We start from the raw sequence: 17,560 nt of genomic DNA on the forward strand, positions 1-17,560 counted from the left end.
TCCATGCCCCTTTCCACCTTGCCCGTCTTACGGGTGAAGCCGCGCGAAGAACGCCGTATCCGTGCCGGTCACCCTTGGATTTACGCAAACGAGCTAACACTCGACGCAGAGGCGAAAAAACTTTCGCCTGGTGAGTTGGTGCGTGTATTCGACGCGCATGGCGGAGGGTTGGGTGTGGGTGGGTTCAACCTTCACTCTCTAATCGCGGTGCGCTTGTTCAGTTCAGACACTGAAACTCATGTCGACATAGAATTTTTGAAAGCCAAAATACACGCGGCATTGGCCGTCCGCACACGCTTCTTCAGTGCGCCTTACTATCGTCTGGTCCATGCCGAGGGCGATGGTTTGCCGGGTTTCATCATCGACCGTGTGGCCGATTCGCTGATTCTGCAGGCCAATACCGCCACGGCCGAACGGCTCACGCCGATGATGATACAGGCGTTGCACCAGGTGCTGGCGCCGCGTGCCATCGTGCTGCGCAACGATTCAGCGGTGCGGCGTCTGGAAGGCCTGGAGGAAAGCGTTGCACTGGTCGATGGCGGCGTGTTGCCGGATGGCGTGTCGGTAGAAGAGGGCGGTGTGCATTTCGCGCTGGATCCGCTCGCCGGGCAGAAGACCGGCTGGTATTACGATCTGCGTTTCGCGCGTGACATGGTGGCTGCGCAATGCAGCGGCGCCCGGGTGCTGGATTGCTACAGCCATACCGGGGCTTTTGCCTTGCGGGCGGCCAAGGCCGGGGCGCGCAGCGTGCTGGCGGTGGATCGCTCCGAACTGGCGCTGCAGCTTGCCGCGCGCAGTGCCAAGGCCAATGGGTTGGATGCGCTTTGCCGCTTCGAGAAGGCCGATGCCTTCGAGGCGCTGGAAAAGCTGCAAGCCGGCGGCGAGCGTTTCGATGTGGTGATCACCGATCCGCCCAACTTCGTCAAAAGCCGCAAGGATCTTGGCGCCGGCGCGCGGGCCTTCCGCAAGCTGGCCAGGCTGGCCGCGCCGCTGGTGGCGCCGGGCGGGCTGTGGTTCGTGGCCTGCTGCGCCCATCTGTTGCCGCAGGAGACGTTCGCCAAGGAAGTGTCGATCGGCCTGTCGGCGGCCGGCCGGCAGGGTCGTATCCTGGCCCAGGGCGGGGCGGGTCCAGATCATCCGGTGCATCCGCAGGTGCCGGAAAGCGCCTATCTGAAATGGCAGCTCTTCCAGCTGGATTGAGGGCGCTAAATCTTCAGCACCTTGTTGATGGCTTCGCGCAGCATCTTCACCACCTCTTTTTCGGTGGTGCTGCCTTCGCCGGTCACCTGCTGGGCCAGCACAACATACATGGCATCCACATGCAGGCGGATCACCTCGAACTGGGCTTCCGTAACGGCGCCCAGCCGCTTGACGAAATCATGTGCCGATTTCGCCAGTATGGTGAGCAGGGGATAGCCGAACATGGTGCCCATGCCCTTGATATCCAAAGCAGCGTAGCCCACCTTGGGCAACATCAGATAACGATCCTGCGGCTCGGCGGCCGCTTCCAGGATCAGCTTTCGCAGGTCGCGCAGCTTATCGAGGATTTCAACGGCAAAATTATCACCATGCGACGCAATCACCTTTTCCAGCTTGGCGGCGGTTTCCGGCGTCAGAACCACCGGCATCCCCACCGTCAGGCTGACGGCCTTGCGTCTGAGGTTTTGTGGGGCGGCTATGAATTCCGGTATAATGACTTTTCTTCGCATGTTTTCCGTTTCATAGCGGGGCGCCCTGGCGCGTATTCGGAGGAATATTACATGCCAGGCGGGCAAACGGCCAATAGGTCCAGGCGGCTGGCCGAGCCGAATTCTGCCGAAAAGAAAGGCAGTACGCGGCATAACTGCCACAGCGACATAATTCTATGGCTAAGCCGGCCAGGAGATTTGCAAATTGCCCAGGCTCACAATAGTGTGACGGCGCACAATGACGACGGGAATAGCTTCTACTCCCGCCGTACCGTTGTACGCGTTAAGGCAACCCGATGATGAAGAAAACGAAGAAGTCGTCGCGCAAGAATATCTCCCCTTTGCTGGAGAAGATTCTGGCAGACCGCTCGAATGTGGTTTTTAACGTCCCGAAAAAAGTCAAAAAAATCGGGCGGGATTTCTTTGACAACTCCCGGTTGAATAAAGCCATCATCTTCAAATATCCGAACTTCGAAACGGATATCGACGAATTCATCGAGGGCGCCGGCCAGAAGAAAGAACGCCCGGTCGAGACCTGCCTCTACTTCCCCTACGATACCAATATGCCGCAGGATGGCGGCCATGGCGTTTATCTGCGTGAGCATGATTTCGCTGAAAAACTGCGCTACTTCATCGGCATCGATCTGAGCGCGCTCACCCCGGAAAACGCCCGCGATCTGGAGCTGCTCTCGCTGCTGGACGACATCCCCTCGCTCGACCCGTTTCTGATGCGGGTGAAATTCGACGAGGCGCGGGTGAATATCGACGCCGAGTTCCTCGGTCTGGATAAGGTGGAAGAGCTCAACATCAAGAGCATCGTCACCCGCGACGTTTATCCGATCATCACCAAGGCGTTTCCGCCGGGGTATATCGAGAAGCGCGCCCGTTCGCTCACCGATTTCATCAACGGCCTGTGGAAGACCACGTCGCAGGAAGCCGAGCTGTTCATCGAAAGCTTCAAGATCGACAAGTCGCTGACCAACCGGATCCTCACCGCCTGGAAGGGCGTGGCCTATTACGAATACAAGTATTCGGAAAATATCCGCCGCAGCACCGAAATCATCAAATGGCTGGCCTCGCCCGATTCCGATCCTTACGACCTGGCCATGGTGGGCCATCTGAAGGATCTCTATGCGATGCACAAGCGCACCACCATCGAGGGCATGAAGGGCCTGACGCGTAGCACCATCAATATTTTCAAGAGCTATCGCGAATGCCACAACCGCTTCATGGAGCATAACGATCCGGGCCCGTTCCGCGACTTCCTGAACAAGGCCAACGAGCGCTTCTGGGTGCTGGGTTTCTGCGTGAACGCGCTGGATCACTGCAATTATCTGTTCGAGATCGACGTGATGGACAAGCCGGGCATGCGCCTGCGCTCGGATCAGTTCGAGATTTTCCTGAACAAGCTGAATTCCACCATCGAGGCCAACGCCAACCCCGAGCAGCAGCTCAACTGAGGCTGTTTGCTATCGGCCGGTTTGGCTGCTGCCGCACATCGGTTTACTGGCGGCCTAGCCGCGCACCGATAGGCTTGGCGGCCTAGCCGCACATCGGTTACTGGCGGCCTAGCCGCCCTCTGCCACCACATCGATGGCGCGATTGAGCATGGCCAGCATTTCAGATTCGCTGGCGCCGCCCTGGCCGGTCACATGCTGGGCCAGCAGGATATACATGGCATCCACATGGATGCGGATCACCTCGAACTGCGCATCGCTGGGCATGCTCAGGCCGCGGATGAAATCATGCAGCGATTTCGCCAGCCGGGTCAGCAGCGGATAGCCGAAAGTGCCGCCCATACCCTTGATCTCGAAAGCCAGTTCGCCGATCGCCGGTAGCATGAACATGCGCGCGATGCTGTCTGGCCCCACGCCGGCAATAGTGGTGCGCATGGTCTTCAGCTTGTCCAGAATCTCCATGGCGAACGTGTCGCCATTGGCGGCTATGGCGGCTTCAAGTTTGGAGGCTATGTCTTCTGTAAGTTGTACCGCCACGCCGGTCTTGAAGTTGACCGCTTTGTTGCGCAGATCCTGCGGCGGATTGATGAATTGGGGTTTCTTCATCGGCCGGCAATCCCGGGCTGTCGAATCCCATATGCGCTTACAACGTTCGTCATGCTCGCTTATAGGGTAGAATAGATTACCGATCAGTTTATTACAATTCGCAGGGATATGCGGTGATTTTTGACGAGGGTTTTATCCCGGAATTTCAAGCTTGGGATGTTATCCCCGACGGGCCTGCCTGGGTAGCCATTCGCCCAGCCGCTGCAATGCCTGGTCGATGGTTCCGGCCTCCACGGAGAAGGAAAACCGGATGAAACGATGGCCTTCCTGGCTGTCGAAATCCACCCCGGGGGCTGCCACCACGCCGGTCTCGTCCAGCATGCGCTGGCAGAACGCCACCGAATCATCGGCCAGATGGCTTATGTTGCAATACAGATAGAAAGCGCCATCGGGCGGCGCGAAGCTGTTCAGCCCCAGGCCGGGCAGGGCCTGCAGCAGCTTTTGCCGGTTGGCGGCATAGAGCGCCAGCCTTTGCTCCATCTCCGGCTCGCATTCCAGCGCCGCTAGGGCGGCCACCTGCGACAGGTAGGGCGCCGAAATCTGTAAACTGCCGGCCAGGGCTTCCACCCGCGGCACCAGCCGTTCGGGCAGCACCAGCCAGCCGATCCGCCAGCCGGTCATACCCCAGTATTTCGAAAAGCCGTTGATCACGATGGCTTCCGGGCCTTGACCCAGAATCGTCGGCGCCGGCTGGCCATAGACGATGCCGTGATAGAGTTCGTCCACCACCAGCCACAGGCCGCGGCGCCGGCAGGCGGCATAGATTTCGGCCAGGTCGGCGGCAGGCAGCAGGGTGCCGGTGGGGTTGGCCGGGCTGGCCAGCACCAGGCCGGCGATATCGGCCGGCAGCGCCTCGATATCCTGCACGCGCGGGCGGAAACCGTTGGCGGCATCGGTGCCGATGCGGTGCGGGGTCAGGTTCAGCGCCTTCAGCGTGCCGCGATAGGCGGGATAACAGGGCTCCACCACCGCCACTTTCTGCCCGGCCTCGAAAGCGGCCAGGAAAGCCAGCATGAAGCCGGAAGACGTGCCGATGGTCACCGCGATCCGTTCGGCGGGAATATCCAGGCCATGGCGGCGGCGATACAGGTCGGCAATACCCTGGCGCAGCGGCCGTATGCCCAGGGTTTCGGTATAGCCCACCGGGCCGGCCATCGCGGCCTGGGCTGCCGCCACCGCCTTGGCGGGCGGCGGAAAGCTGGGTTCGCCCACCAGCAGGTTCACCACCGCACCGCCTGCCCGCAGCCGCTGGTTCACCGCTTTGTAGATCGACCACATGCGGTAGATTTCCACGCTGCTGCGCGAGGAGGGCTGGGGCAGCGGAAATCCGTCTGAACCCGGCATCATAATGGTGCTTTCATGCGGTGGCGCTGCAACAGCATCGCTGCCGCGCCGCTGGCCAGGGCCACGCCGCTGGCCACCAGCAGGATACCGGCCCAGGTGATCGGTTCCGGCCATTCATGCAGCAGCGGAATGCCCAGCAGGGCGGCGATCACCGGGGTGAGCGCGGCGAAGGCGGCGGCCCGTCCGGCCCCCAGCCGGCCCACTGCCAGGCCGAACAGATACAGGCTCAGCACCCCCGTCAGCACCGATTGCAGCAATTGCACGATGATCTCGAATGGCGGCGCATTGGCCAGGTTGGAGGGCAAGGCAACCAGGTAGACCGGCGCGAAAAGCAGCGCGGCGCTGCAATAGATAAGCGCGGTGGCATGCCAGGCGCCGAAGCCGGAACGCCGCATCGCCACTGTGAAGCTCGCCCACATGAAACCGGAGCAGACGAATAACAGATGGCCGCGCCAGACCCCGTGTTCGCTATGCAGGATATGGTAGCCGGCAATGGCGCCGGCGCCCAGCAGGATCAGGCCGAAGCCGGCCAGGCGGTCGCGGCTCAGCTTCTCTCCCAGCACCAGCCAGGACAGCAGGGCGGCGAAAAGCGGCATGGTGCCGGGCATGAAGGCGCCGGCATGCGCCACCGGCGCCAGGCTGAAGCCTATGGTGCTGAGGGTGATGAAGGGCAGGCCAGCACCGATCAGCATCACCACCACGCTGCCGTCATGGCCCCGGCCGAAGCCGATGCCCTGGCGCAGCAGGATCGGCCAGAGCAGCAGGGCCGGAATGCACATGCGCAGGAACATCACGTCCCACACGGTCAGCGATCCAACCACGCCGAAACGGGTGAGCGCCAGGCCGGCGGCCCAGAGCACCACGGTGGCAAAACCGGCCAGCAGTCCGGGCAGGGGGTTGGTTTCGGTGGGGAGCATGCAACTATCTAGCGCGGTTTGGTGCTGCCCGTCACCACCCAGCCCCCGACGCTCTCCGGGGCGCTCTCTGGGCACTCTCCGGAAAGCGGCTCGAACACAGCCCGGTGCTGTTGAAAGATCGGCGCCGGAATACGCGCCTCCCCTCGACTCCCGCGCGGGCTTGGCGCTATAGTCCGCCGTCGCCGTAAAGGCGCCATATTCTTCGGCTATTTCCGATGCTGCTCGATCGGGAGAGGGCCGGTAGGGTGGCTGGTGGCGGCGGCTTCGTGCAGCGGTTTGGTATCGGCGTTCGTATCCTCTTCAGAGCAACAGTCACCAGCAAGTTCGTCAGCTATCCCAGTTCGTCAGCTATCACGGGCCGCCATGCGTTATTCGGGACTTCTCGTCCTTCTGATCGTCGTTGCCGTCAATATCGCCGGCTGGGTTGGCCTCAATCCGCCGGTGGAGCCGCGCCCCTGGGGCGAGTTGATCAACGGCGTGGATTATTCTCCCTTCCAGGCCGATCAGGGCCCGCAGCAGAAGAAATTTCCGTCGGCGGCCGATATCGACCGCGACCTGCAGATTCTCTCCAGCAAGGTGAAGCATCTGCGCACCTATTCCACGCTGGACGGCCAGGGCGATATCGCGCCCATCGCCGGCTATTACGGCATGGATGTGTTGCAGGGCATCTGGCTCGATGGCCGGCTTGAGCGCAACGAGCAGGAGATCGAGAATCTCATCCGCATCGTGCGGGAAAACAAGAATGTCCGCCGCGTGCTGGTCGGCAACGAGACCATGCTGCGGCTCGACATGCCGATCGACGACCTGATCCAGTATATCCGCCGCGTGCGCACTGCCTTGTCTGGCACCGGCGTGGAAATCTCCACCGCCGAAACCTGGGATATCTGGCTGCGCTATCCGCAATTGGGCCGCGAGGTGGATTTCATCGCCATCCATCTGCTGCCCTATTGGGAAGGCCAGTCGCCCGAGAATGCGGTGGATTACGCCATCGCGCGCTATCAGCAGGTGAAGGATGCCCATCCCACCAAGAAGGTGGTGATCACCGAAATCGGCTGGCCGTCCGAAGGCCGCACGCGCCGCGATGCGGTGCCCAGCCTGTCCAGCCAGGCCACCTTCCTGCGCGGCTTCCTCAACATCGCCAACCAGCGCGGCTTCGATTACTTCATCATGGAAGCCTTCGACCAGCCCTGGAAGCGCAATATCGAAGGCAGCGTGGGCGCCTATTGGGGCATCTACAACGCCGACCGCACGCCGAAATTCCCCATGATCGGCCCGGTGGAGGATCGTCCGCATTGGCCCCAGCTTGCCGCCGGCAGCGTTTTGATCGCCCTGCCGCTGATGGTGTGGTTCCTGGCGCGCTGGAGCGATTTGCGCTTCTCCGGCCGGGTGTTCTTTGGCCTGCTGATCCAGGTGGTGGCCTCCGCCATCGTCTGGGTGGTGGATGCCGGCTTCAAAACCTATATGAGCCCCGGCGTGGCGCTGATGTGGGCGATGCTGCTGCCATTGCTGGTGATATTGTTCATCATGGTGCTGGCGGAAGGCCTGGAACTATCCGAGGTGATCTGGTCGAGCCGCCGCCAGCGCCTGTTTCTGGGCCATAAGACCGATGCCAGTCGCACCCATTGGCCCAAGGTCTCGATCCATGTGCCGGCCTATAACGAGCCGCCGGAGATGCTGAAGCAGACCCTGGATGCCCTGGCGCGGCTGGATTATCCGAATTTCGAAGTGCTGGTGATCGACAACAACACCAAAGACGAAAAGGTCTGGCGCCCGGTGCAGGCGCATTGCGAAACGCTCGGCCCGCGTTTCCGTTTCTTCCATGTCGCGCCGCTTACCGGCTACAAGGCCGGCGCGTTGAATTTCGCGCTGCGCAACATGGCCAAGGATACCGAAATCGTCGGCGTGATCGACGCCGATTATCTGGTGGAGCCCGATTGGCTGTCGGCCCTGGTGCCGTATTTCGATAATCCGCAGATCGGTTTCGTGCAGGCGCCGCAGGATCACTACGATTGGAAGACCGACGCCTTCAAGGAGGCGATCAACTGGGAATATGCCGGCTTCTTCCAGATCGGCATGGTGCAGCGTAACGAACGCGACGCCATCATCCAGCATGGCACCATGACCATGCTGCGCAAGGCGGCGATGGATCAGGTCGGCCCCTGGGCGGAATGGTGCATCTGCGAGGATAGCGAGATGGGCCTGCGCCTGCTCGCCGCCGGCTGGAAGTCGGTCTATACCGACCGCCGTTTCGGCTATGGCCTCACGCCCGACAGCTTCGGCGGCTACAAGACCCAGCGCTATCGCTGGGCCTATGGTGCGGTGCAGATCCTCAAGCGCCATTGGCGCGACATGCTGCCCGGCGATACCCGCAAGCTCGATCCGATGCAGCGCTACCATTTCATTTCCGGCTGGATGCCCTGGTTCGCCGATGCGCTGGGCCTGGTCTTTGCCATCGCCTCGCTGTTCTGGACCGTGGGCGTGCTGATCCTGCCGAAATATTTTGAGCTGCCGCTCGGCCTGTTCCTGCTGCCGGTGGTGGCGGTGTTCATCGCCAAAGTGGCGCAGTTCCTCTGGCTCTACAAAATCCGCGTGCCCTGCACGCTGCGTCAGCGCCTGGGGGCGGGCTTGGCCGGTCTGGCGCTCACCTACACCATCGCCAAGGCCATGCTGGCCGGCTTGTTCACATCCAAGCTGCCGTTCATCCGCACGCCCAAGCATGAGGATCAGCCGGCGTTGATCCAGGCCATCATCATCGCCCGCGAGGAAACCCTGCTGGCGCTGCTGCTCACGCTGGCCGGCATCGGCATGTGGAATTTCCAGGGCGGCGAAGATCCCGAAGCCCGGCTCTGGGCGGTGGTGATGTTCGCTCAGTCGGTGCCGTATTACGCTTCGCTGTTGCTGGCCGCGATCAGCACTGCCGAAAGCCGTTTGCGCAAACCCGATGCCAAAGTGGCCAACGTGCCGGTGCCCAGCCTGTTTGCGCTGCCCAAGCCCGGCACTCCCAGCAACCCGCCCGCCGGCGCCGATTGACGCCGCCGCCGTGCCGCAAGGGTAAAGACCGACGATGACAGCGCCGGCCCGCCGTTTCCTGTATCTGCTGTTCTGCCTGGCCATCGTGGCGGCGGTGAATGCCGCTGCCTGGTGGTGGCCCAATCGGCCGGTGGCCGTGGGGTCGGCAGCAGCCGGCCAGCAGGCTGCCGCACCCGGCCTGATCAAAAGCGTATCCTTTGCGCCTTTCCGGCGTGGCCAGGGTCCGTTCACCAAGGTGTTTCCCTCGCCCGACCAGATCGCGGAAGACCTTGCGGCAGTGAGCAGCGTGGCCAAGGGTGTGCGCACCTATACGGCGCGCGAAGGCTTGCAGGCCGTGCCCGAACTGGCGCGGCGCTATAATCTCGATGTCATCCATTCGGCCTGGCTGGGGCCGAAGAAGGATATCAACGACGAGGAAGTGGAGGCGCTGATCGATCAGGCCAACCGCTATCCCGATACCATCAAGCGGGTGATCGTGGGCAACGAGGTGCTGCTGCGCCGCGATCTCACCGCCGATGAAGTGATCGGCTATATCCGCAAGGTGAAGGCCGCCGTGAAGCAGCCGGTCAGCTATGCCGATGTGTGGGAATTCTGGCTGAAGAATCCGCGTCTGCTGGATGAGGTGGATTTCGTCACCGTGCATTTCCTGCCCTATTGGGAGGATATGCCGATCGGCGTTGCGCATTCCATGCCGCATATCATGGATGTGTACGATATCGTGGCCAAGGCGCTGCCCGGCAAGCCGATCCTGATCGGCGAGGTGGGCTGGCCCAGCCAGGGCCGTTCGCGCCGCGAAGCCGTGCCCAGCCTCACCGAGGCCGCGGCCTTCACCACCGATTTCATGCGGCTGGCCGAAACCCGTGGCCTCGATTACAACCTCGTGGAAGCTTTCGATCAGCCGTGGAAAGCCAAGCTGGAAGGCACCGTGGGCGGCGCCTGGGGCGTGCTGGACGAATTGCGCCACCCGAAATTCCTGCCCGGCGGGTTCGGCGTGTCGGGCGCGCAGGCTGGGCAGGCCGGCAAGGTATCCGATCTGCCCAATTGGCCGATCTATGCCGCATTCTCCACGCTGTTTGCGCTGATACTGGCGGTGCTCAATCTGCAGCGCCTGCTTGCATTGCCGTTCTGGCGTCTGCTGGGCGGCGTGGCGTTGGCGCAGGCCGGCGGCGCGGCGCTGGCGGCGTGTGTGGAACATGGTCTCAGCCATTATTTCAGCACGCCGCGCTTGCTCGAATTCATTCTGCTGTTCGTGCTGCAGGCGATGTTCGCCCTGCTGCTGCTGGCCGAGTTGCTCGATCGTCTGGCCGGCAAGCCGGCGCCGCAAGCCGCCCTGGCTGGTGTGAAGGTGCGGCTCGGCGAGATTCGCAGTTATCTGCCGCTCTATCTGCCGCTGGGTAACCACACCGTTTCAGCGGAAAAGCTTGGGCGTTGGAATGCCCAGCGCCGCGCCCGGCTGGCGGAATGGCTGTTCATCGGTTTCGCGCTGTTTGCGTTGTATCAGACCGTGATGCTGGCCGCCGCTGGCCGCTATCGGGATTTTCCGGTGGATTACGCCTTGCTGCCGGTGGCGGGTTTCCTGCTGCTGCGGATTCTCACTTATGTTGCAGGGCAAAAAAACGGCGCGCTGTTTGCGCTGGCCAGCGGCTTCACGCAGCCGTTACCGGGTGCGAACGCTGCCCATCTGCGATGGGATGCCGCGCTTGCCTATCTTTTAATCGCTGCAAGCGTTGTGATGCTGGTGGTGGAGCGGGTGAGCAATCGCGAAGCCGTTGGCTGGGCGTTGATCGCGGTGGCTTATGCCATCCCGTTCCTGGCCAATCTGCATCTGGCCCGCAGCAGCGCTAAACCATGAAGCTGTTTCGGCCATGAAGCCGCCTCGGGCATAAAGCGATTGCCCCTGGCGGCTCAAGCCGTTAAAACCCTTGCAGCAGCGTCTGGTATTGTCCGGCGCAGTGATAACCGGCCGACCCGGCGAAGCATATATTGGCCAGCCCGGTGCGGTCGCATACAAAGACTTCATGCAAGGAGGAATTGGCATGCTTGCTTTCCGCAAGACCTTCGTCGCCGCCGCCGCTCTCGCCACCGGGCTGGTGCTCGCCGGCCCGCAGGCCAAGGCGCAGGATTTCGTGAATATTCTCACTGGCGGCACCTCGGGCGCGTATTACCCGATCGGCGTGGCGCTCTCCAATGCCATCGGCAAGGGTATGCCCGGCGCCAAGCTGCAGGTGCAGCCCACCAAGGCTTCGGTGGAGAACCTCAACCTGCTCAATGGCGGCAAGGGCGAAATCGCCTTCACGCTGGGTGACTCGCTGTCGGATGCCTGGAATGGCAAGGCCGATGCCGGCTTTTCCACCAAGCTGACCGATCTGCGCGCCGTTGCTGCGATTTATTCCAACTATATCCAGATCGTTGCTTCTGCCGGTTCGGGCATCAAGACCCTGGCCGATCTGAAGGGCAAGCGCATCTCGGTGGGTGCGCCGAAATCGGGCACCGAACTGAATGCCCGCGCCGTGCTGGGCGCTGCGGGCCTGAAGTATAGCGACTTCTCCAAGGTCGAATATCTCGGCTTCGGCGAGTCGGTCGATCTGATGAAGAACCGTCAGCTCGACGTGACCCTGCAATCGGCGGCGCTCGGCGTGGCCTCGATCCGCGATCTGGCCAATTCCATCGACATCGTGATCGTGTCGGTGCCGGCCGATACCGTTGCCAAGATCGGCGATGCGGCCTATGTGGCCACCAGCATTCCGGCCGGTACCTACAAGGGCCAGGATGCCGCCACTCCGGCGGTGGCCGTGGGCAACTTCCTGGTCACCAATGCCAAGCTGTCGGAAGACCTGGTCTACAAGATGACCAAGGCCACCTTCGACAACCTGGATGTGCTGCATGCCTCGCATGCCGCCGCCAAGGCCATCACCCTTCAAGCCGCTTCGAAGAATTCCCCGGTGCCGTTCCATCCGGGCGCTGTGAAGTTCTACAAGGAAAAGGGCCTGATGAACTAAGGTTCGGGCCGAACCACACCACAACCAACAGCGCCGGCGCCGCCACTCAAAATCGGCGCCGGCGTTTCGCTTTGCAGGCAGCAAGCGGTAGCGCGGAGATTACGGCATGAGTGCGACAGAGCAGTCGGCTATCATCGACAAGGAAAACCCCACCCATGGCGCCGCCTTGCTGGACGGCTGGCAAGGCAGGACGGTGTTCTTCATCGCCATCGCCTTCACCTTCTTCCAGGTGATCAATGCCGCTTTCAGCCCGCTGCCATCCATCGTGCTGCGCAGCATGCATGTGGGTTTCCTGCTGCTGCTCACCTTCCTGTTGTTCCGCTTTCGCCGCGGCGCCGCCACCAAGGGAATTCCGTGGTATGATTGGGTGCTGGCCGGCAGCGGTTTCGCGCTGGGCTTCTATCATTGGATTTTCGAGGCCGACCTGATTCTGCGGGCCGGCGAACCGACCACGGCCGACCTGGTGGTGGGTGTGATCGTCACCGGCCTGGTGATCGAGGGCGCGCGCCGCATCATGGGCTGGGAATTGCCGGTGATCTGCGGCCTGTTCATCCCTTATGCGATCTGGGGCCGTTCGTTGCCCGGTTTTCTGCAGCATCGCGGTTTCGATTTCGAACAGGTGGTGGATGTGCTCTATCTGGGCACCGAGGGCCTCTATGGCACGCCCACCTTCGTGTCGGCCACCTTCATTTTCCTGTTCATCCTGTTCGGCGCCTTGCTCGAACGCGCCGGTATGATCCAGCTGTTCAACGATATCGCGCTTGGCACCGTGGGCCATCATAAGGGCGGCCCGGCCAAGGTATCGGTGATCTCGTCTGGCCTGATGGGTACCATCAACGGCTCCGGCGTGGCCAATGTGCTCACCACCGGCCAGTTCACCATCCCGCTGATGAAGCGCTTCGGCTATAGCGGCGTGTTCGCCGGCGCGGTGGAAGCCACGGCCTCGATGGGCGGTCAGATCATGCCGCCGGTGATGGGCGCGGTTGCCTTCATCATGGCCGAAACCATCGGCCAGCCTTATTCGGAAATCGCCATCGCGGCGGTTTTCCCGGCGTTGCTGTATTTCGGTTCGGCCTTCTGGATGGTGCATCTCGAAGCCGGCCGCCGCAATCTGGTCGGCATTCCCAAGGCGGAATGCCCCAATGCCTGGGCGGCGATCAAGCGGCAATGGTACCTGATCATTCCGCTGGCGGCGCTGGTCTATCTCCTGTTCACCGGCTTCACGCCGCTGTTTGCCGGCACGGTGGGCATGGCGCTCACCGCCATCCTGATCCTCGGCCAGCATGCCACCGGCGCCACCAAGGTGGTGCTGCTGCGCGTGCTGTTCTGGGTCACGCTGGGGCTGCTTGCCTTCTTGCTGGTGGAAGTCGTCAACATGCGCGTGGAGCAGACCGCGATTGCGCTGATCGTGCTGCTGGTGGTGGTCACCTGGTTCGTGAAGGGCGGCCGTCAATTGCAGCGCCTGATCCTGGAAAGCTTCGCCGATGCCGCCAAGGGCGCGCTCGGCGTGGGCATGGCTTGTGCGCTGGTTGGCATCCTGATCGGCATCTCGCAGATGACCGGCCTGGCCAACGATATCGCGCGCGGCATTCTGGCGGTGGCCGGCGACAACCTGCTGCTGGCCCTGATCATGACCATGATCGCCTGCCTGATCCTCGGCACCGGCCTGCCCACCATTCCCAATTACATCATCACCTCGTCCATGGCGGCGCCGGTGTTGCTGGAAATGGGCGTGCCGCTGATCGTCAGCCACATGTTCGTGTTCTACTTCGGCATCATGGCGGATCTCACGCCGCCGGTGGCCCTGGCAGCCCTTGCGGCGTCTTCGGTGGCGAAGGAATCGCATATGAAAATCGCCATCACAGCCACCAAGATCGGCATTGCCGGCTATGTCGTGCCGTTCATGGCGGTGTATACCCCGGCGCTGATGCTGCAGGGCGGCACCTGGTTCGATACCGGCTATGTGCTGCTCAAGGCCGTTATCTCGGTGGGCCTGTGGGGCGCGGCGGCCAGCGCCTGGCTGTGGGGCCCGCTCAACTGGCCAGAGCGCATCTTCGCCACGGCGGCGGCGTTCATGCTGGTGGTGGCCGCTCCGATCACGGATGAGGTGGGCTTTGCCATGTCGGTGGCCTTCATCGCCTGGCATTGGTGGCGCACCCGCATTCCTGCCAAGCCGGCCTGATATGCTGGGCCTCTGCCTGGCCTTGGGCGGCGCGTTGGTTGCGTTGAACACCAGCCAGGCAGAGCTGCATTGGACCCATAGCGTACAGAAAACCGCGTGGCACGAAATCTGGCGCGCCACGCCCGATGGCCTGTTGCTCACCCGTGCCGCCGTGCAAGGCAGCGGCGCGGGCATGGAGCCCGGCGAAGATGCGGTGTTGAAGGATGGCTTCTGGGTCTGGTCGCCCAAGCGTGCGCCGATTGCCGAATTGCCGCTCACGCGTTCGGAATATACCGGTGCCGATTGGTCGCTCTGTGTCGGCGGTGCCTGCCAGCCGCTCGGGCGGTTTTTCCCCGATGCCCCCAGCGATGCCACCATCACGCTGAAAACCTGCGGCGGCTGATTTCAGCCGCGCGTTTTCAATTGCCCAACTGCATCGTACCCGGCAGCCATAGCGCCAGGCTGGGGATCAGGATGATCAGGCCGATCGCCAGCCCCATCATCGCCATGTAGGGAAGGGCGGCTTTGTCCACTTCCAGCAGCGGGGCGCCGGTAAGCGAGCGGATCACGATCAGGTTCATGCCCACCGGCGGCGAAATCAGCGCCAGTTCCAGGTTGATGGTCAGCATGACGCCATACCAGACCCGGTCGATATCCAATTGCGCCAGCACCGGCAGGATCACCGGCGTGGTGATCAGGATGATCGAGAAGCTTTCCAGGATCAGCCCCAGCACGAACAGCAGCAGCATCATCATGATCAGAAACTGCGTGCGAGATACATTATTCTCCACCACCCAGGCCACCAGCTGGTCGGGCACATGCAGCTTGGTCAGCATATGGCCGAACAGACCGGCCGATACGATGATCATGAACAGCACGGCAGAGATTCGCGCGGCTTCCTGGCCGCCTTCCCAAATCTGTTTCGGCCCCACCTGGCGATAGATGAAGGCCGCGATCAGCAAGGCCCAGAGCGCGCCGGTGGCCGCCGCCTCGGTGGCGGTGAAGATGCCGAAATACATGCCGCCAAGCACGAAAGGCGGCAAGGTGAGCGCCCAGAACGAGCGTTTGATGGCATGGCCCATCTCGCGCAGGCTGGCGCGGGCGGGGCGCACGAATGTGCCTTCCGCGATCAGCTTGGCTTCGCGCCGTCCCTCGGTGAAAAAGCAATAGGCCGCGAAAATCGCCGCCAGCAAGATGCCGGGGATCACGCCGGCCATGAACAGCGCGCCCACCGATGTATCCGAGGCCACGCCATACAGCACCATCGGTGCCGAGGGCGGAATCAGAATGCCCAGCGTGCCGCCGCCGGCCACCACGCCATAGGCGCCGCGCGGGCTGTAGCCGTATTTCAGCATTTGCGGGATGGCCACGGCGCCGATGGTGAGTGCGGTGGCCACCGACGAGCCGGATATCGCGGCGAATACCGCGCAGGCAAACACCGTGGCAATCCCCAAGCCGCCCGGGATGTGGCGCAGGAAGGTGTGGGCGGCGGCGTAGAGGTCGTCCACCACCTTGCCGCGCACCATGAAATGCGACATCAGCATGAACAGCGGAATCGCCACCAGCAGATAGCCATCCAGATGGCCCAGGATGGTTTCGCCCAGGGTGGGCACGCCGCCTTCCACCCAGAACAGGATGCCCACCGAAAACAGGAACATGCCGGCAAACATCGGCAGGCCAGTGTAAAGCAGCGCGATCAGCACTGTCAGAATGATCAGGAAGGTCATGCGCTTTTCTTACTCATGGCTGCGGGTGCCATGGATCGGATCGTCGGTCTTGGGCGGCACCCAGCCCGGCTGCAGGATTTTCAGCAATTGCGCCAGCGCGGTGAGCAGCAGCAGCCCGCCGCCGATCGGCAGCAGGCTTTGCACGATCCACATCGGCATCCAGGCCAGGGTTTGCGCCATGATGCCGATCATCTGCGAAAAGCTTACGGTTTCGATGCCGGCCCACAGCATCAGGGCGCCCACGGCGGCCACGCTGAGAGCCGAGAAGATTGCCAGCAGGCGGCGCCCGCGCGGGCCGAAGCGCAGCACCAGTGCATCCACGCCGATATGATCGTCGCGCAACTGCGCCATCGGCGCTGCCAGCATCACCATGGCGATCACGGTCCAGGTGGCGGTTTCGTCGATCCAGGATTGCGGCATATTCACGAAATAGCGCATCGCCACGCCGGCCCCGACCAGCGCCAGGCAAATAAGGGCCACCAACCCGGCCAGTTTCCCGGCCAGGTTGGCTAATCCCGTGACGATGCGGTCGATGATCTTCAAAGCTTATACTGTCTCAAAGCTTGTTCAGGGCTTCGATCAGCTTCGGGCCATCCTGCGGCACCGCCTTGTTGAAGGCCTCGATCACCGGCGGCTGCAAGGCTTTCTTCCAGGTCGCGGCTTCGGCGGCGGTTTGCATATGGATGGTCATGCCGCGCTGAGGCAGGGTCTTGATCGCATCCTCGGCGGTGGCTTCGGTGAGGCCCACCATATCGGCCTCGGCCTTCTTGGCGGCGGCGGCCAGGGCATCCTTTTCGCCGTTGCTCAGCTTGTTATACCAGGCCGGATTCACGAACATGTGGAAATACACCGAGAAATACGGCGCCACGGTGCCGAATTTCTGCACTTCGTAGAAGCGGCGGCTGACCGCGGCCGATACGTCGGTGAGGCCGGCATCCAGCACGCCCGATTGCAGTGCCTGATACACTTCCGGCGCCGGCGTGGGCGTGGGCGCCGCGCCGATAGCCTTCAGGCCGGTATCCGAAAGCGCGCTCAAGCCGCGTACCTTCAGGCCCTTGAAGTCGTCCAGCGCCACCAGCGGCTTCTTGGCCGAGGTGAAGATCGATTGCCGGGTGATGTAGAACCAGGCGATATTCTTCACGCCCTTGGCTTCCAGCTTCTGCTCCAGGATCTTGGCCGCCGGCGAGCCGGGGAATTTCTTGATCTTTTCCAGATCGGTCAGCAGATAGGGAATGGTCAGCACATTCATCTCGGGCACGGTGTTGCCCCAGGTGAAATTGGTCAGCACACCCGCCTCGAAGGCGCCGCGCGCCACCGAAGGATGGTTTTCCGATTGCTTGGCCAATTGCTCGGCCGGGAAGATCTCCACCTTGAAGCCGCCCTTGGTGCGGCTTTCCAGATCGGCCTTGAAGGCTTCGATGGCCTTGTGCAGATGGTGCGCCGTGGGCACCGGATGGCTGATGCGCATCACGGTTTGCGCCTGGGCGGCGGCGATGCCGAGGCCGGCGGCCAAACCTGTGGTCACCGCAATGGCGGAAAGCAGCTTGAACATGATTGAAGTTCCTCCCGAATAGCGGTCAGAGGGCCTGACCTGCATTTGAGGTGGCATATTAGGGGGTGTGCCGGCTCAG

Annotated in this window: 14 protein-coding genes and 1 pseudogene; 8 read left to right on the top strand and 7 right to left on the bottom strand. The window is 62.4% G+C overall.

Annotated features, from left to right (window positions below; translation table 11 throughout):
• Nucleotides 1-3 precede the first annotated feature (3 nt).
• Nucleotides 4-210, top strand: a pseudogene (locus KF827_RS12520) (RlmI/RlmK family 23S rRNA methyltransferase); the annotation flags it as partial.
• 69 nt (nt 211-279) lie between these two features.
• Nucleotides 280-1,200 carry a class I SAM-dependent rRNA methyltransferase gene (locus KF827_RS12525; RefSeq protein WP_291005898.1) on the top strand — a complete coding sequence of 307 codons (921 nt, stop codon included), beginning with the start codon at nt 280-282 and terminating at the stop codon, nt 1,198-1,200.
• 5 nt (nt 1,201-1,205) lie between these two features.
• On the opposite strand, the gene KF827_RS12530 is transcribed toward KF827_RS12525, so the two are convergent.
• Complete coding sequence (locus tag KF827_RS12530; RefSeq protein ID WP_291005818.1) at nt 1,206-1,628, bottom strand: hypothetical protein; 423 nt, start codon at nt 1,626-1,628, stop codon at nt 1,206-1,208.
• A 497-nt stretch (nt 1,629-2,125) separates the two neighbouring features.
• Here KF827_RS12530 and KF827_RS12535 point away from each other — a divergent pair, with 497 nt between their 5' ends.
• Entirely contained in the window at nt 2,126-3,148 is a 1,023-nt protein-coding gene (locus KF827_RS12535) for a hypothetical protein (protein WP_291005821.1), read from the top strand.
• A gap of 108 nt (nt 3,149-3,256) precedes the next feature.
• Here KF827_RS12535 and KF827_RS12540 read toward each other — a convergent pair whose 3' ends face one another.
• The 3 genes from KF827_RS12540 to KF827_RS12550 form a co-directional block, all read right to left on the bottom strand.
• Nucleotides 3,257-3,751 (bottom strand): hypothetical protein, encoded by a 495-nt coding sequence (locus tag KF827_RS12540; protein ID WP_291005824.1) that lies wholly within the window; start codon nt 3,749-3,751, stop codon nt 3,257-3,259.
• A gap of 159 nt (nt 3,752-3,910) precedes the next feature.
• A complete protein-coding gene (locus KF827_RS12545) occupies nt 3,911-5,098 on the bottom strand; it encodes a pyridoxal phosphate-dependent aminotransferase (protein ID WP_291005827.1) in 1,188 nt (395 codons plus the stop codon).
• On the bottom strand, nt 5,095-6,012 hold the full coding sequence (locus tag KF827_RS12550) for a DMT family transporter (protein ID WP_291005830.1): 918 nt from the start codon (nt 6,010-6,012) through the stop codon (nt 5,095-5,097). Before KF827_RS12550 ends, KF827_RS12545 begins: the two co-directional genes overlap by 4 nt.
• A gap of 363 nt (nt 6,013-6,375) precedes the next feature.
• Between KF827_RS12550 and KF827_RS12555 the strand changes: the two genes are divergently transcribed.
• The 5 genes from KF827_RS12555 to KF827_RS12575 all read left to right on the top strand — a co-directional run bounded on the left by KF827_RS12555 (nt 6,376) and on the right by KF827_RS12575 (nt 14,605).
• A complete protein-coding gene (locus KF827_RS12555) occupies nt 6,376-9,042 on the top strand; it encodes a glycosyltransferase (RefSeq protein ID WP_291005833.1) in 2,667 nt (888 codons plus the stop codon).
• Between the two features lie 34 nt (nt 9,043-9,076).
• On the top strand, nt 9,077-10,894 hold the full coding sequence (locus KF827_RS12560; protein WP_291005836.1) for a hypothetical protein: 1,818 nt from the start codon (nt 9,077-9,079) through the stop codon (nt 10,892-10,894).
• A gap of 184 nt (nt 10,895-11,078) precedes the next feature.
• Complete coding sequence (locus KF827_RS12565; RefSeq protein ID WP_291005838.1) at nt 11,079-12,041, top strand: TAXI family TRAP transporter solute-binding subunit; 963 nt, start codon at nt 11,079-11,081, stop codon at nt 12,039-12,041.
• A gap of 106 nt (nt 12,042-12,147) precedes the next feature.
• Nucleotides 12,148-14,223: a TRAP transporter permease gene (locus tag KF827_RS12570; protein ID WP_291005841.1), complete on the top strand. Its 2,076-nt coding sequence runs from the start codon at nt 12,148-12,150 to the stop codon at nt 14,221-14,223.
• Nucleotide 14,224: 1 nt separating this feature from the next.
• Entirely contained in the window at nt 14,225-14,605 is a 381-nt protein-coding gene (locus KF827_RS12575) for a DUF1850 domain-containing protein (RefSeq protein WP_291005843.1), read from the top strand.
• A gap of 16 nt (nt 14,606-14,621) precedes the next feature.
• Here the strand turns inward: KF827_RS12575 and KF827_RS12580 are convergent, their stop codons facing one another.
• Genes KF827_RS12580 through dctP form a run of 3 tightly spaced genes read right to left on the bottom strand, consistent with a single transcriptional unit; the run spans nt 14,622 to nt 17,481 of the window.
• Nucleotides 14,622-15,929 (bottom strand): TRAP transporter large permease, encoded by a 1,308-nt coding sequence (locus KF827_RS12580; protein ID WP_291005845.1) that lies wholly within the window; start codon nt 15,927-15,929, stop codon nt 14,622-14,624.
• A gap of 9 nt (nt 15,930-15,938) precedes the next feature.
• Complete coding sequence (locus KF827_RS12585) at nt 15,939-16,472, bottom strand: TRAP transporter small permease (RefSeq protein ID WP_291005848.1); 534 nt, start codon at nt 16,470-16,472, stop codon at nt 15,939-15,941.
• A gap of 13 nt (nt 16,473-16,485) precedes the next feature.
• Complete coding sequence (gene dctP / locus KF827_RS12590) at nt 16,486-17,481, bottom strand: TRAP transporter substrate-binding protein DctP (RefSeq protein WP_291005851.1); 996 nt, start codon at nt 17,479-17,481, stop codon at nt 16,486-16,488.
• Nucleotides 17,482-17,560 lie beyond the last annotated feature (79 nt).

This window comes from Ferrovibrio sp. (genome assembly GCF_019636075.1).
Lineage (GTDB): Bacteria > Pseudomonadota > Alphaproteobacteria > Ferrovibrionales > Ferrovibrionaceae > Ferrovibrio.